Here is a 15,612-nt window from a genome sequence, read left to right on the forward strand (position 1 = left end):
GGGGAGGAAATGCGATGCAGCTGACCGCCGAGCGACTCGAGACGGGCCTGGTCGGGCTCTGGCCCGGCTGTCGCCGTGCCCTGGCGGATATCACCCTGCCGGAGGCCGTCCGGCTGGTGCTCGACAGCCGTCGACTGACCGCGGGCGACGTCTTCGTAGCGGTGCCGGGGGTGGCGGCCGACGGCCGCGACTTCATCCCGGCGGCCCTCGAGGCCGGCGCCTCGCTGGTGCTGGCCCATGACGACGGTGCCCCCGGGCCCGACGACCCCCGGGTGCTGTGGCTGACGGGGCTGCGCGAGGCCCAGGGCGAGCTGGGCCAGGTCCTGTTCGCCGTGCCCCGGGACCTGGCGCTGGTCGGGGTCACCGGCACCAACGGCAAGAGTTCGGTGACCCACTACCTGGCAGAGCTGAGCCAGGCCCTCGGGGTGGACGCCGGCCTGGTCGGCACCTTGGGGCACGGCCGGCCGGGGCGCCTGGCGGCCGGCCGGCTGACCACGCCGGGCCCCCTGGCCCTGCAAGCCGCACTGGGCGAGCTGGCGGCCGACGGCGTGCGCCGGGTGGCCATGGAGGTCTCCTCCCATGCCCTGGAGCAGGGCCGCCTCGATGGCTGTCGCGTGCATGCGGCAGTGTTCACCAACCTCAGCCGTGACCACCTGGACTACCACGGCAGCATGGCGGCCTATGCCGCTGCCAAGGCGCGGCTGTTCCGTCGCCATGAGCTCGAGCTCGCGGTGGTCAACGGGGACGACCCGCTAGCGCGCCTGATGCTCGCCGGCGTGCATCGCCACGTGCGGGTGCTGGGCGTGGGGCAGGATGCGTCGGTGACCCTGCGCGTCATCGACTGGGTGCCGCATGCCGAGGGTCAGCGGGCGCTCATCGCCACGCCGGAAGGGGAGCGGGTGCTCGAGCTCGGGCTGATGGGCCGCTTCAACCTGGACAACGTGCTGCTGGCCATGGCCACCCTCCTCGGCCTGGGCCATTCCCTGGAGGCACTCTTCGCGGCGGCGGCCGACCTCGCCCCGGTGCCCGGTCGCATGCAGTGCCTGACGCGGCCGGGCGGCCCCACGGTGGTCATCGACTATGCCCATACCCCGGACGCCCTCGACAACGCCCTCTCGGCGCTGCGGGCCCACCTGCCGGGCGACGGCCGGCTGTGGTGCCTGTTTGGCTGCGGCGGCGACCGCGACGCCGGTAAGCGCCCGTTGATGGCCGCCGTCGCGCGGCAGCGGGCCGACCGGCTGGTGGTCAGCGACGACAACCCGCGCAGCGAGGACCCGGCCGCGATCCGTGCCCAGATCCTCGCGGGCCTGGGCGATGCGCTGTCACGCGAGGTGCTCGAGGTCGACGGTCGCGGCGCGGCCATCGCCCGGGTGCTGGCCGAGGCCGCACCGGACGACGTGATCCTGATCGCCGGCAAGGGCCACGAGGCCTACCAGGAAGTGGCCGGGGTGCGCCAGCCCTTCTCGGACCTGGCCGAGGCCGAGCGGGCGCTGGATGCCCGTAGTGCCGCGGCGGGCGCTGAAAAAGGCGCGGGGAAGGAGGCCCCATGAGCCGCTGCGGTCTGACGACCCTGGCCGAGGTGGCCGAGGCCCTGGGCCTGCCGGCCCCGGCCGTCGACCTGCCGATCGGCGCGATCGTCACCGATACCCGGCGGCTTACCCCTGGTAGCCTGTTCGTAGCGCTCGCCGGCGAGCGCTACGATGCCCACGACTTCGTGACCCAGGCGCGCGAGGCGGGCGCCGTGGCGGCCGTGGTCGAGAGGACAGTGGAGCGGCCGATGGCCAGCTCGTTCTCCCAGCTGGTGGTGGCCGACACCCGGCTGGCCCTGGGGCTGCTGGCGCGTGCCCGGCGGCGAACCTGGGGCGGCCCCCTGGTCGCCGTGACCGGCAACAGCGGCAAGACCACGGTCAAGCAGATGCTGGCGACCCTGCTTGAGCAGAGCGGGTCGACGCTGGCCACCCAGGGCAACTTCAACAATGACATCGGTGCGCCCCTCACCCTGCTGGCGCTGGAGCCCGGGCACCGCCAGGCGGTGGTGGAGCTGGGCGCCAATCATCTCGGCGAGATCGCCTGGACCACGGCCCTGGCCGAGCCCCGAGTGGCGGTGATCACCAACGTCACCGGGGCCCACGTGGGCGAGTTCGGCGGTCTGGGCCGGATCGCCCAGGCCAAGGCGGAGATCCTGGCCGGCCTGCCGGCCGATGGCGTGGCGGTGCTCAATCGCGACGATGCCTTCTTCGCCACCTGGGCGAGCCTGGCGGCGCCCCGCGAGGTGCTCGACTTCGGCCTGGATCCGCGGGCGCGCCTGAGAGGTGAGACGCTGGCCTGCGACGCTCTCGGGCGCTATGCTTTCACGCTTGTCCTGGACGGTCGCGAGCTCGGACGCATTAGCCTGGCGCTGCTGGGACGCCATAACGTGGCCAATGCCCTGGCGAGCGCAGCCGCGGCCCTGGCGATGGGGCTCTCTGAGGGCGAGGTGCTGGCCGGACTCGAAGAGGTGGCTCCGATGTCGGGCCGCCTGAATGTTGTCGAGGGCCTTCGTGGCGCTCGGTTGCTGGATGATACTTATAATGCCAACCCCGGTGCGGTAAAGGCAGCGCTCGATGTTCTGGTGACGCTGCCCGGGCCGCACTGGTGCCTGCTGGGTGCCATGGGAGAACTGGGGGGCGAGTCCGACCGGCTGCATGCCGAGCTCGGACACTACGCGCGGGAACGGGGAATCGATTTCCTGGGCACCCTCGGTGAGCCGGCGAGGCCGGCCAGCCGGGCCTTCGGCGAAGGCGGGGTCCATTTCGACGATAGGAAGGCGCTGATGCGCCACGTCCTCCACCATCTACCGCCCGCGGCCAGCGTGCTGGTCAAGGGCTCACGCAGTGCCGGCATGGAACACGTCGTGGCGGCACTGCGTGCGGATGCTTCAAGGTGAACGCGATACATGCTGCTCTTTCTGGCTGATTTCCTGGCGCAATTCCAGACTGCCTTCAACGTCTTCAACTACCTGACCCTGCGCATGATCCTGGGGACCCTGACTGCCCTGGTGCTCTGCCTGTGGCTCGGGCCGGTGATGATCCGCCGCCTGGTGGAGCGCCAGATCGGCCAGGCGGTGCGCGACGACGGCCCCCAGTCCCACCTCTCCAAGGCCGGCACCCCCACCATGGGCGGCGCGATGATCCTGATGGCCATCGCCGTGAGCACCCTGCTGTGGGGCGACCTCACCAACCACTACGTGTGGCTGGTGCTGGCGGTGACCCTGGGCTTCGGCGCCATCGGCTGGGTGGATGACTACCGCAAGGTGGTGGAGAAAAATCCCCGAGGCTTGCCGGCACGCTGGAAATACTTCTGGCAGTCGTTGATCGGCGTGGCGGCTGCGGTGCTGCTCTACGTCACCGCCGCCTCACCGGTGGAGACCAGCCTGATCGTGCCGCTGTTCAAGGAGTTCGTGCTGCCCCTGGGGGTGTTCTACATGGTGCTCACCTACCTGGTGATCGTCGGCAGCTCCAATGCCGTCAATCTCACCGACGGCCTCGATGGCCTGGCGATCATGCCCACGGTGCTGGTGGCCATGGGCCTGGCGGTATTCGCCTATGCCACCGGCAACACCGTGTTCGCCGACTACCTGCAGATTCCCTTCATCCCCGGGGCGGGCGAGCTGGCCGTGTTCTGTGCCACCATTGCCGGCGCCGGTCTGGGGTTTCTGTGGTTCAACACCTACCCGGCCCAGGTCTTCATGGGCGACGTCGGGGCCCTGGCACTTGGGGCCGCTCTTGGCGTGGTGGCGGTGATCGTGCGCCAGGAGATCGTGCTGTTCATCATGGGCGGCATCTTCGTCATGGAGACCGTCTCGGTGATCCTGCAGGTGGGCTCCTACAAGCTCACCGGGCGGCGCATCTTCCGCATGGCGCCGTTGCACCACCACTACGAGCTCAAGGGCTGGCCGGAGCCGCGGGTCATCGTGCGCTTCTGGATCATCACCGTGGTGCTGGTGCTGATTGGCCTGGCCACCCTCAAGGTCCGCTGATCCCCAGGGGTCGCGTCGCCATCCGCAAGGAGCTCAACATGGTCAAGGTGCCGAAGGGAACGACGCTGGTGGTCGGGCTCGGGCTCTCCGGGCGGGCCATCTGCCGACACCTTGGCCGGCTCGGTGTGCCCTTCATGGTCGCCGATACCCGCACCACGCCGCCGGGCCTGGCGGACTTCCACGCCGCCCACCCGGGCATCGAGATCCACTGCGGGCCGCTCACCGGCCTGGATCTCTCCGCGGTGGAGGAGGTGGTGGTCAGCCCCGGCGTCGACCCGCACACGCCGGGTCTCGAAGCGTTGGCGGGGCGCACCCGCGAGGCCACCGGTGAGCCGGCGCTGGTGGGGGAAATCGCGCTCTTCGTGCGCGCGGCCCGAGCGCCCATCGCTGCCATCACCGGCTCCAACGCCAAGTCCACCGTGACCACCCTGGTGGGCGAGATGGCCCGCGAGGCCGGGGTGCGGGTGGCGGTGGGCGGCAACCTGGGGACCCCGGCGCTCGACCTGCTCGAGGCGGCACCCGATGCCGAGCTCTTCGTGCTGGAGCTCTCCAGCTTCCAGCTCGAGACCACGCCCTCGCTCGGCGCCGAGACGGCCGCCTTCCTCAATCTCTCCGAGGACCACCTGGACCGCCATGGCGACATGGCCGGCTACCGGGCCGCCAAGCAAGGCATCTTCCGCGGTGCCCGGCACGGCGTGGTCAATGCCGAGGACCCGCGGACCTGGCCGGAGGGGCCGCTGCCGGCCCTGGACCGCTTCACCACCCGGGCCCCCGAGGGCAACGACTGGGGCATCGCCCGGCGCGCCGACCGTGACTGGCTGATGCACGGGGACGAGCCGCTGCTGCCGGCCGCCGAGATGCGCCTGCCGGGGCGGCACCACCAGGCCAACGCCCTGGCGGCGCTGGCCATGGGCCATCGCCTGGGCCTTCCGCTCTTGGCCATGATCGAAGTGCTGCGGCGTTTCCCCGGCCTGCCCCATCGTGGCGAGCTGGTGGCACAGGTCGCAGGGGTGCGCTGGATCAACGACTCCAAGGGCACCAACGTCGGCGCCACCCTGGCCGCCCTCGAGGGGCTCGGGCCGACCCTCGAGGGGCGCCTGATCCTGCTCGCCGGCGGGGTGGGCAAGGGGGCCGATTTCCACCCCCTGGCGGCGCCCCTGGCGCGTTACGGCCGCGAGGCGATCCTCTTCGGTCGGGATGCCGATCAGCTGGAGCAGGCCCTGCATGGCCGGCTGCCGGTGACCCGGGTCGAGGACCTGCAGGCTGCCCTGGCGCGGGCGGTGGAAATCGCCCTGCCCGGGGACTGTGTGCTGCTGTCGCCGGCCTGCGCCAGTCTCGACCAGTTCACCGACTACCAGGCCCGCGGCGAGGCCTTCCGCGGCGCGGTGCTCAAGCTGGCGGAGGCGACCCCATGAACCGGCTATCCCGCCTGCGCCAGCGGCTGAGCACCGCCGATCACGCCTTCGATGGCTGGCTGGTGTTGGCATCTTTCGCGCTGCTGTTGATCGGCTGGGTGATGGTGACCTCGGCGTCCAGCGAGGTGGCCTCGAGCCTCACCGGCAATGCCTGGTATTTCAGCCTGCGGCACGGCTTCTTCCTGCTGGTGGCGCTGGCCGCCGGGGCGCTGGCCCTGCGGGTGCCGCTGGCCTGGTGGAAGGCCAACGGCCCGCTGCTGTTGCTGGTAGGGCTGGTCCTGCTGCTGCTGGTGTTGCTGGTGGGGCGCGAGGTCAACGGCAGCCGGCGCTGGCTCTCCGTGCCGGGTCTGCCCTTCAACCTGCAGGCATCCGAGGTCGCCAAGTTCTGTCTGATCGTCTACCTGGCCGGCTACCTGGAGCGCTTCCTGCCCCTGGTGCGTCGCCAGTGGGGAGCCTTCCTGCGCCCCCTGGCGGTGATGGCGGTGATCGCGGGGCTACTGATCCTCGAGCCCGACTACGGTGCCGTGGTGGTAATGACCGGTGCGGTGATGGGCATGCTGCTGATGGCCGGTGCCCCTTGGGGGCGCTTCCTGGTGCTGCTGCTGCTGGTGGGCGCCCTCGGGGCGCTGGCCGCCGTGGCCGAACCCTATCGGATGGCGCGCCTGACCAGCTTCGCCGATCCCTGGGCCGACCAGTTCGCCAGTGGCTACCAGCTGACCCAGGCGCTGATCGCCTTCGGGCGCGGGCACTGGCTGGGCGTGGGGCTGGGCAACAGCGTGCAGAAGCTGTTCTACCTGCCGGAGGCCCACACGGACTTCGTCTTCGCGGTGCTGGCCGAGGAGCTCGGTCTGCTGGGCGCCATCGCCGTGGTGGGGCTCTTCGCCCTGCTGATCTGGCGGGCCATGGCGGTGGGGCGGCGGGCCGAGCTGGCCGGCCTGGCCTTTGCCGCCTACCTCGGCTACGGCTTCGCCCTGCTCATCGGGGCCCAGGCCTTCATCAATATCGCCGTGAGCACCGGGATGCTGCCCACCAAGGGGCTGACCCTGCCGCTGCTCAGCTATGGCGGCTCGAGCCTGGTGGTGAGCTGCGTGATGATGGCGCTGCTGCTGCGTGCCGACATCGAGACCCGCCTGGCCCGTCGCCGGGCCGGGCCCACGGCTTCCCGGGCGCCCTCGTCCGGCAGCACACAAGGACGCGCAACATGAGTCGACGCGAGGGACGTCGTGTCCTGATCATGGCCGGCGGTACCGGCGGCCACGTCATTCCGGCCCTGTCGCTGGCCCGCGGGCTGGAGGCGCGGGGCGTGCAGGTCGCCTGGCTGGGCAGCCCGCGCGGGATCGAGAACCGCCTGGTCCCCGCGGCCGGCATCCCGCTGCATCGCATCGCGGTGAGTGGGCTGCGCGGCAACGGCCTGGCCGGCTGGCTGCTGGCCCCCATCAACCTGGTCCGCGCGGTATGGCAGGCGGGCCGGGTGATCCGCGACGTCGATCCTCAGCTGGTGGTGGGGCTGGGCGGCTTCGCCAGCGGGCCCGGCGGCCTGGCGGCCTGGCTGGCCCGCCGGCCCCTGGTCATCCACGAGCAGAACGCCGTGGCCGGCCTGACCAACCGGGTCCTGTCACGCCTGGCGCGCCGCGTCTATGCCGCCTTTCCCCAGGCCTTCCCCGGCCGGGCCGAGGTGGTCGGCAACCCGGTGCGCGATGAGATTGCCCGCCTCGGCGAGGCCCCGCGGCGTGCAGGCGAGATGGCCGGGCGGCGCCTGCGGCTGCTGGTGGTGGGCGGCTCCCTGGGGGCGCAGGCCCTCAACGAGCGGCTGCCCGAGGCCCTCGCCCGGCTGCCCGAGGCCCGTCGCCCCGAGGTGCGCCACCAGGCCGGCCGCGACAAGGACGCGATGACCCGCGAGGCCTATGAGGTCCGGGGCGTGGCCGCCGAGGTGACGGCCTTTATCGACGACATGGCCGGCGCCTACGCCTGGGCCGATCTGGTGGTGTGTCGGGCCGGCGCCCTGACCGTGGCGGAGCTGGCCGCCGCGGCCAAGCCGGCGCTCTTCGTGCCCTTTCCCCACGCGGTGGACGACCACCAGACGGCCAACGCCCGGGCGCTGGTCGACGAGCAGGCGGCGCGACTGATGCCCCAGCAGGAGATGAGTGCGGCGACGCTGGCCGAGTGCCTGGTGTCGCTGCTGGACCCCGACACTCTCGCCACCATGGCGGCACGGGCCCGTGGCTGTGCCCATCTCGATGCCGTCGAGCGCCTGGTGGCCGGTTGCATGGAGACAGGCTTTGAGCGATGAGACCCTCGGACCGGTTCCCGGTCAGGCCACGCCCCCGCACCCCGGACGGGGGCTGGGCATGCGTCGAATCCGGCGCATCCATTTCGTCGGTATCGGCGGTGCCGGCATGTGCGGCATCGCCGAGGTGCTGGCCAACCAGGGCTATACGGTCAGCGGCAGCGACCTGAAGGCCTCCCCGGTGGTAGCCCGCCTGCGCCAGTGCGGCATCCGCGTGGCCATCGGCCATGCCGCCGAGCATGCCGCGTACGCCGATGTGGTGGTAGTCTCCACCGCGGTGGACGAGGCCAACCCCGAAATCCGCTGGGCCCACGAGCATCGCGTGCCGGTGGTGCGCCGGGCCGAGATGCTCGCCGAACTGATGCGCTTCCGCCACGGCATCGCCGTGGCCGGCACCCACGGCAAGACCACCACCACCAGCCTCACCGCGACCCTGCTGGGCGAGGGTGGGCTGGATCCCACCTTCGTGATCGGCGGGCGGCTGACCAGTGCCGGCACCAATGCGCGGCTGGGGGAGGGCGACGTCCTGGTGGCGGAGGCCGACGAGTCGGATGCCTCCTTCCTGCACCTGCAGCCCATGGTGGCCATCGTCACCAATATCGATGCCGACCACATGGCCACCTACGGCGGCGACTTCGAACGGCTCAAGGGCACCTTCATCGAGTTCCTGCATAACCTGCCGTTCTACGGCCTGGCGATCCTGTGCATCGACGATGCGCACGTGCGTGGCCTGCTCGACCGCGTCAGCCGCCAGTTCGTCACCTACGGCTTCAGCGAGGATGCCGACTACCGCATCGAGGGCTTCGTCCAGCAGGCCTGCGAGGTGCACTTCACCGCGGCGCGTCCCGAGGGGCTGGCGCCGCTCGAGGTGCGCCTGGCCATGCCGGGTCGCCACAATGCGCTCAATGCCCTGGCGGCGATCGCCGTGGCCAGCGACGCGGGGGTCGACGACGCCGCTATCCTGCGGGGCCTGGCGAGCTTCGAGGGGGTGGGGCGACGCTTCCAGGTGCATGGCCACTACCCGGCCCCCCAGGGCGGGGGCGAGGTGATGCTGGTGGACGACTACGGCCACCATCCCCGCGAGGTGGCTATGGTGATCGACGCGGTGCGGGCCGGCTGGCCCGCGCGGCGCCTGGTGATGGTCTACCAGCCGCACCGCTATTCGCGCACCCGCGACCTCTACGAGGACTTCGTGCGGGTGCTGGCCGGGGTCGACACCCTGCTGTTGCTCGACGTCTACAGCGCCGGGGAGGCGCCGATTCCCGGGGCCGACGGGCGCACCCTGGCGGGCTCGATACGCCAGCGCGGGGCGGTCGACCCGATCTTTGTCCAGGACAAGAGCGAGCTGCCGGGGCTGCTCGCCCGGGTGCTGCGCCCCGGCGATATCCTGATCACCCAGGGGGCCGGTGACGTGGGCGGCATCGCCCAGCAGCTGGCCGATGCCGCCCTGGCACTCGACGAGGTGGCGCTATGACGGCGGACATGACCGGCCAGGACCGGGTGGTGGTGCTCTTCGGCGGGCAGTCCGCCGAGCGCGAGGTGTCGCTGAAGAGCGGTACCGCCGTGCTCGCGGCCCTGACGCGGTCGGGGGTGGCGGCCATCGGCTACGATCCCGCCGAGGGCGGACTGGTGGGGCTGGAAGCCCTGGCTCCCGATCGGGTGTTCATTGCCCTGCACGGCCGAGGTGGCGAGGACGGCACCCTGCAGGGGGCACTGGAACTGCTGGGCATCCCCTACACCGGCAGCGGTGTGCTCGCCTCGGCGCTGGGCATGGACAAGCAGCGCACCAAGCTGATCTGGCAGGCGCTGGGCCTGCCGACCCCGGAGAGCGTGATGCTCGGCCCCGAGGCCGACTGGGCGGCGGTGGTCGAGCGCCTCGGTCTGCCGCTGATCGTCAAGCCGGTCCATGAGGGCTCGACCCTGGGCATCAGCATCGTCGAAAGCCGCGATGCGCTGGAGGCGGCCTACCGCGATGCCGCCCGCTTCGATGCGCGGGTGATGGCCGAGCGTTTCGTCGAGGGGGAGGAATATACGGTGTCGCTGCTCGCGGGCGATGTCTTGCCGGCGATCCGCGTCGAGGTGCCCAGCGGCTTCTACGACTATGAAGCCAAGTATTTCTCCAACGAGACGCGCTACCATCTGCCGTGCGGTCTCTCCGCCGACGAGGAGGCCGAGCTCGCCGCACTCAGTCAGGCGGCCTTCGAGGCCATCGGCGCCGAGGGATGGGGGCGAGTCGACGTGATGCGCGACGCCGAAGGGCGCTTCTGGCTGATCGAGGTCAATACCGTGCCGGGGATGACCGACCACAGCCTGGTGCCCCAGTCGGCGGCCCATGCCGGCATCGACTTCGATGCCCTGGTGCGGCGCATCCTCGCCACGGCCGGGGAGCGGTACTAGCCCATGGCAGCGCGTGGAAGCTTCGTCGGCGTGCTCCTGCTCGCCCTGCTGCTGGGTGCCGGGGGGCGGGCGCTGTGGGTCTGGCTCGACCGGCCCATCGAGCGTGTCTCGGTGGGGGGCGAGCTTCACCACGTCAGTGCCGACTACCTGCGCAGCCAGCTGGCGCCACTGATCCAGGGGCAGACCTGGCTCGCCGTCGATCTGTCCACGCTGCGTCAGAAGGCCCGGGAGATCGGCTGGCTGGCTGAAGTGCGTGTCAGCCGCGAGTGGCCCGATGCACTGACATTTGACCTGGTCGAGCAGGTGCCGGTGGCGCGCTGGAACGACGCGCGTCTGCTCAACCCCGAGGGCGACCCTTTCGCCTTCGGTCCGCTGGCGCCGCCCGCCGACCTCCCGGACCTGGCCGGCCCGCCCGGCAGCGGGGCCGAGGTGCTGGGCTACCATGCCCGGCTCGCCGCGCAGTTCGCCACCCAGGGAATCGAGGTGCGCCAGCTGCGGCTGGAGCCCCGCGGGGCCTGGCGCTTCCAGCTCGATAGCGGCGTCTGGGTGATGCTCGGTCGCAACGATCGCCCCGCCCGCCTGGGACGCCTGGCCGCCGCCTGGCAGCGCGAGCTGGGTCCTCTGGCATCGCATATCCGCTACATCGACCTGCGATATCCCAACGGCGTCGCCGTGGCCTGGCACGGACAGACCGAGCCGGTGGAGGACGAGTCATCGGCGGAGAGCTGAAGGCTTCAGGCGACAATTCGGTTGCCCCGGCGGCATTTCGGGTGTTTCTTTCGTGACAAATTCGCCGTATCGTGACGGGTGTTTCGGCAATCGGGCTGGTGGAACAACGAAAGTTGTTCCTATAATTGGCCCAGGCCGACTTTTCAGGATTAATCTTCCCCTTCGGGGTCAGGTTCGAGGAGACTTCCCGACTCATGGCAGGTCCATCCAATGCGTCCAATATGGTAGTCGGGCTGGATATCGGAACATCCAAGGTCGTGGCGATCGTGGGGCAGCCCACCGACGATGGCGGGATCGAAATCGCCGGTATCGGCTCACACCCGTCACGCGGCATGAAGAAGGGCGTGGTGATCAACATCGAGTCCACGGTGCAGTCCATCCAGCGTGCCGTGGAGGAGGCCGAGTTGATGGCCGGTTGTGAGATCCATTCGGTCTATGTGGGCATCGCCGGCAGCCATATCAGCTCGATGAATTCCGACGGCGTGGTAGCCATCAAGGAGCGCGAGGTCGCCTCCTCCGACATCGACCGCGTCATCGACTCCGCCCGGGCCCGGGCCATCTCGGAAGGCCAGCGCGTGCTGCATGTCCTCCCCCAGGAATTCGCCATCGATACCCAGGGTGGTATCCGTGAACCGCTGGGTATGTCCGGGGTGCGCCTCGAGGCACGGGTTCACCTGGTCACCGCCGCCCTCAATGCCGTCCAGAACATCGAGAAGTGCGTGCGTCGCTGTGGACTCGAAGTGGATTCGATCATCCTCGAGCAGCTGGCCTCTAGCCATGCCGTCCTCACCGAGGACGAGCGCGAGCTCGGCGTCTGCATGGTGGACATCGGCGGCGGCACCACTGATATCGCGGTCTTTACCGAGGGTGCCATCCGCCATACTTCGGTAATTCCCATCGCCGGCGATCAGGTCACCAACGACATCGCCATGGCGCTGCGCACGCCCACGCAGCATGCCGAGGAGATCAAGGTCAAGTACGCCTGCGCCCTGACCCAGCTGGCCTCCAGCGATGAGATGATCAAGGTGCCCAGCGTGGGCGACCGGCCGGCCCGGGACCTCTCCCGCCAGTCGCTGGCCGAAGTGGTCGAGCCGCGCTACGAGGAGCTCTTCACCCTGGTGCGTGACGAACTGCGTCGCAGCGGCTACGAGGATCTCGTGGCCGCCGGCGTGGTGCTCACTGGTGGCACCTCGCGCATGGAGGGGGTGGTCGAGCTGGCCGAGGAGATCTTCCACATGCCGGTCCGCATCGCTTGCCCGCAGAACGTGCGCGGGCTGGCCGACGTGGTACGCAATCCGATTTATTCGACGGGTGTCGGTCTGCTGCATTACGCTCTACGGGAAACCCGTCAAGGGCATGGCCGTCAGGGGCCTGGGGGTATCATTCCGGCGCAACCGAGGCGTGACGACATTACCCGGCGTGACGCAGGGGAAGGGATTCCGGCGCTGGCAAGGATCAAGGGCTGGTTCAAAGGCAATTTCTGACAGGGCCGCGGTCGCGGTCCAGGAGACGGGACTTATGTTCGAACTGGTAGATAGCGCACCCTCAAGCAGTGCGGTCATCAAGGTCATCGGTGTCGGGGGTGGTGGCGGCAATGCCGTCAACCACATGGTCGAGAGCAACATCGAGGGCGTCGAGTTCATCTGCGCCAATACCGATGCCCAGGCCCTCAAGCGGGTCGCCGCCAAGACCGTGCTCCAGCTCGGCAGCGAGATCACCAAGGGTCTCGGGGCCGGCGCCAGCCCCGATGTCGGCCGCCAGGCCGCCATGGAGGACCGCGAGCGTATCGCGGAACTGCTGAGCGGAGCCGACATGGTCTTCATCACCGCCGGCATGGGCGGCGGCACCGGGACCGGGGGCGCGCCCGTGGTTGCCCAGGTGGCCAAGGAGCTGGGTATCCTCACCGTGGCGGTGGTAACCCGTCCCTTCCCCTTCGAGGGCCCCAAGCGCATGCGTGCCGCCGAGGAGGGCATGAAGGAGCTCTCCGAGCACGTCGACTCGCTGATCACCATCCCCAACGAGAAGCTGCTCTCGGTGCTGGGCAAGAGCGCGACCCTGCTCACTGCCTTCAGTGCGGCCAACGACGTGCTGCTGGGCGCCGTGCAGGGCATCGCCGAGCTGATCACCAGCCCCGGCATCATCAACGTCGACTTCGCCGACGTGCGCACCGTGATGTCCGAGATGGGCATGGCGATGATGGGCACCGGCGGGGCCACCGGCGAGAACCGTGCCCGCGAGGCCGCCGAGAAGGCCATCCGCAGCCCGCTGCTCGAGGACATCGACCTGCACGGTGCCCGCGGCATCCTGGTCAACATCACCGCCGGCCCGGACCTCTCCATCGGCGAGTTCAATGATGTGGGTGCCACCGTCCAGGAGTTCGCCTCCCAGGACGCCACCATCGTGGTCGGCACCTCCATCGACATGGACATGACCGACGAGTTGCGCGTCACCGTGGTCGCTGCGGGGCTCGAAGGCAACAAGGCGCAGAAGCCCGCCTCTCGCGAGACCGCCCGTCGTGTCGAGGCCGGCAGCTATCGCCAACGTCCGCAGGCGGCGGCCAGTCGCGGCCAGGCCGCGGCGTCTAGGACCGAGGCCCCGGAGGCGCCGCGGCCGCAGCCGCAGCCGGAGAAGCGCAAGTCCCAGGAGCTCGACGACTACCTGGACATTCCGGCCTTCCTGCGGCGCCAGGCCGATTGATCCGCGCTATCACGGGGATAGAGGACGCCGGGTGAGCTTTCTTTGTTGAAACGTCCGTTCGGTGTTATAGTGAACGGTGTTTGATAACCAATGACTGCCTGGCGACCGACCATGATCAGACAACGTACCTTGAAGAACGTCATCCGCGCCACTGGCGTCGGCCTGCACTCCGGCAAGAAGGTCTACCTGACCCTTCGGCCGGCACCGGTGGATACCGGTATCGTCTTTGTGCGTACCGACCTGGAGCCCGAGGTACAGATCCCGGCGCGCGCCGAACATGTCACCGACACGACGCTGTGCACCGCGCTCTCCGCGGGCGGGGCCAAGGTCGCCACCGTCGAGCACCTGATGTCGGCCTTCGCCGGACTGGGTATCGACAACGCCTACGTCGACGTGAGTGCGCCCGAGGTGCCGATCATGGATGGCAGTGCGGGACCCTTCGTGTTCCTGATCCAGTCGGCGGGCATCGCCGAGCAGGCCGCCCCCAAGAAGTTCATCCGCATCAAGCGCGAGATCGTGGTGCGCGAGGACGACAAGGAGGCGATCTTCCTGCCCCATCAGGGCTTCAAGGTCTCCTTCGCCATCGACTTCGACCATCCAGTCTTCGAGGACCAGTCCCAGACCGCCATGGTGGACTTCTCCACCACCTCCTTCGTCAAGGAGGTGTCGCGGGCCCGGACCTTCGGCTTCATGCGGGACCTGGAGTATCTGCGCGCGAACAACCTGGCGCTGGGTGGCAGCCTCGATAACGCCATCGTGGTTGACGACTACCGCATCGTCAACGAAGGCGGGTTGCGCTATGACGACGAGTTCGTCAAGCACAAGGTGCTCGATGCCATCGGCGACCTCTACCAGCTCGGCCATAGCCTGATCGGCGAATTCCGCGGTGTGAAGTCGGGCCATGCGCTGAACAACCAGCTGTGCCGTGCCTTGCTGGCCCAGCCGGATGCCTGGGAGCTCGTCACCTTCGAGGGCGAGTCCGAGACGGCGCCGATCTCCTACTCCGCGCCGGCCATGGCCTGACCCGGACTGCGTCCGGAGCCGTAAGCTTGAAGCTGGAAGAAAACCGCCTCCAGGCACTTGCCATGGAGGCGGTTCGTTTTATGTGGCGTTCCAGCTTACGGCTGACGTTCGGCGTGGGCCGCCAGCCGCTCCAGGGCGCTCTTGAGCCCCGGGTCGTCGACATCTTCGGCACAGCTGGAGATCTCGTCGGCGGCCTTTTCCGGCAGGTGGCGAACCTGGCGCAGGGGAGGGCGGGCCGGTCGCACCGGGCGGACCTTGAGGGTGAAGCCAGTCACTGCCTCGAAGCCGGGCAGCTGGTGCAGTAGCTGGAGCAGGCGAGGCTGCTCATAGCGCAGCCGGGTCAGCCAGACGGCGCGGTCGGTGATCAGGGCCAGCCGCCCCTGGTGATAGCCGCCGACGAAGAGGTGCTCGCGCATCTCCTCGGGCAGGTGGTCGCGCAGGTGACGCTGGGCGCGCTCGATCAGGGTGGCCATGCGCATCAGCGATCCCAGCTCGCCGCGACCTTCCAGCAGCCGGGACATGGGCTGTGCTCTGAACCGCTTAACCTTTATACTCATCAGCTTGGTTCTCGGGGGCCGCGCCCCTGACGTTACGCGTCGGCCGCCAATCTAGGGCGGCCGTTGAACATCCAGAGCCTAGCACGCACGGGAGGCCGTCGACAGCATGCCAGCCGCCATCACCGACAACGGCGCCGGCTCTCACGGGAGCCGGCACCGGCGCCGCACGACTCGCTGGTGGCTGGCCGGGTTGCTGGTGGGATGCCTGCTGCCGGCCAGCCTGGCCCAGGTCGAGTCCCTGCGCCCCGTCGAGCGTGCCGCCCAGATCAGCATCCTGGTGCCGGCGCTGCTGCGCGTGCGCTCCCGCCTGCATGCCCGTCGTCGCGCCTTGGTGCGCTGGGTCCGGCGAGCCGCCCGCTGGCCGAGGGTGGGGGCGAGGGGCGTTGCCTTTTCCGCCCTCGCGCCCTGCCCCCCGGTTGCCGCGCATGATGTCCTGACGCGTCGTGGTCCTCCCGGCCTTTGCTGACGAGACCGCCCGGAGAGGTCGCG

General features: G+C 69.7%; 14 protein-coding genes. 13 read left to right on the top strand and 1 reads right to left on the bottom strand.

Going from position 1 to position 15,612, the window contains the following annotated elements:
* Window positions 1-14: 14 nt before the first annotated feature.
* The 12 genes from OP497_RS04070 to lpxC all read left to right on the top strand — a co-directional run bounded on the left by OP497_RS04070 (window position 15) and on the right by lpxC (window position 14,566).
* The gene (locus tag OP497_RS04070) at window positions 15-1,550 is read left to right on the top strand and encodes a UDP-N-acetylmuramoyl-L-alanyl-D-glutamate--2,6-diaminopimelate ligase (RefSeq protein ID WP_280546707.1); all 1,536 of its coding nucleotides are present in this window, start codon (window positions 15-17) and stop codon (window positions 1,548-1,550) included.
* On the top strand, window positions 1,547-2,926 hold the full coding sequence (gene murF / locus OP497_RS04075) for a UDP-N-acetylmuramoyl-tripeptide--D-alanyl-D-alanine ligase (RefSeq protein WP_280546708.1): 1,380 nt from the start codon (window positions 1,547-1,549) through the stop codon (window positions 2,924-2,926). The genes OP497_RS04070 and murF overlap by 4 nt, the downstream gene beginning before the upstream one ends.
* Window positions 2,927-2,935: 9 nt before the next feature.
* The gene (gene mraY, locus OP497_RS04080) at window positions 2,936-4,018 is read left to right on the top strand and encodes a phospho-N-acetylmuramoyl-pentapeptide-transferase (protein WP_040187547.1); all 1,083 of its coding nucleotides are present in this window, start codon (window positions 2,936-2,938) and stop codon (window positions 4,016-4,018) included.
* Between the two features lie 38 nt (window positions 4,019-4,056).
* Entirely contained in the window at window positions 4,057-5,433 is a 1,377-nt protein-coding gene (murD, locus tag OP497_RS04085) for a UDP-N-acetylmuramoyl-L-alanine--D-glutamate ligase (protein WP_280546709.1), read from the top strand.
* A complete protein-coding gene (gene ftsW, locus OP497_RS04090) occupies window positions 5,430-6,638 on the top strand; it encodes a putative lipid II flippase FtsW (RefSeq protein ID WP_280546711.1) in 1,209 nt (402 codons plus the stop codon). The genes murD and ftsW overlap by 4 nt, the downstream gene beginning before the upstream one ends.
* Window positions 6,635-7,723 carry an undecaprenyldiphospho-muramoylpentapeptide beta-N-acetylglucosaminyltransferase gene (gene murG, locus OP497_RS04095; protein WP_280546713.1) on the top strand — a complete coding sequence of 363 codons (1,089 nt, stop codon included), beginning with the start codon at window positions 6,635-6,637 and terminating at the stop codon, window positions 7,721-7,723. The genes ftsW and murG overlap by 4 nt, the downstream gene beginning before the upstream one ends.
* 58 nt (window positions 7,724-7,781) lie before the next feature.
* The gene (murC, locus tag OP497_RS04100; protein WP_280546768.1) at window positions 7,782-9,194 is read left to right on the top strand and encodes a UDP-N-acetylmuramate--L-alanine ligase; all 1,413 of its coding nucleotides are present in this window, start codon (window positions 7,782-7,784) and stop codon (window positions 9,192-9,194) included.
* The gene (locus tag OP497_RS04105; protein WP_280546715.1) at window positions 9,191-10,117 is read left to right on the top strand and encodes a D-alanine--D-alanine ligase; all 927 of its coding nucleotides are present in this window, start codon (window positions 9,191-9,193) and stop codon (window positions 10,115-10,117) included. Before murC ends, OP497_RS04105 begins: the two co-directional genes overlap by 4 nt.
* A gap of 3 nt (window positions 10,118-10,120) precedes the next feature.
* A complete protein-coding gene (locus tag OP497_RS04110; protein ID WP_280546716.1) occupies window positions 10,121-10,846 on the top strand; it encodes a cell division protein FtsQ/DivIB in 726 nt (241 codons plus the stop codon).
* Window positions 10,847-11,040: 194 nt separating this feature from the next.
* Window positions 11,041-12,330, top strand: coding sequence for a cell division protein FtsA (gene ftsA, locus OP497_RS04115; RefSeq protein WP_280546717.1), 1,290 nt, complete (start codon window positions 11,041-11,043; stop codon window positions 12,328-12,330).
* Window positions 12,331-12,364: 34 nt separating this feature from the next.
* Window positions 12,365-13,543, top strand: coding sequence for a cell division protein FtsZ (ftsZ, locus tag OP497_RS04120; protein ID WP_280546718.1), 1,179 nt, complete (start codon window positions 12,365-12,367; stop codon window positions 13,541-13,543).
* A gap of 111 nt (window positions 13,544-13,654) precedes the next feature.
* The gene (gene lpxC / locus OP497_RS04125) at window positions 13,655-14,566 is read left to right on the top strand and encodes a UDP-3-O-acyl-N-acetylglucosamine deacetylase (RefSeq protein ID WP_280546719.1); all 912 of its coding nucleotides are present in this window, start codon (window positions 13,655-13,657) and stop codon (window positions 14,564-14,566) included.
* A 95-nt stretch (window positions 14,567-14,661) separates the two neighbouring features.
* Here lpxC and OP497_RS04130 read toward each other — a convergent pair whose 3' ends face one another.
* Window positions 14,662-15,087: a DciA family protein gene (locus OP497_RS04130; protein WP_280546721.1), complete on the bottom strand. Its 426-nt coding sequence runs from the start codon at window positions 15,085-15,087 to the stop codon at window positions 14,662-14,664.
* Between the two features lie 142 nt (window positions 15,088-15,229).
* Between OP497_RS04130 and OP497_RS04135 the strand changes: the two genes are divergently transcribed.
* Window positions 15,230-15,589 (top strand): hypothetical protein, encoded by a 360-nt coding sequence (locus OP497_RS04135; protein ID WP_280546722.1) that lies wholly within the window; start codon window positions 15,230-15,232, stop codon window positions 15,587-15,589.
* Window positions 15,590-15,612: the final 23 nt, after the last annotated feature.

It is taken from the genome of Halomonas sp. 11-S5 (assembly GCF_029889825.1).
Lineage (GTDB): Bacteria > Pseudomonadota > Gammaproteobacteria > Pseudomonadales > Halomonadaceae > Halomonas.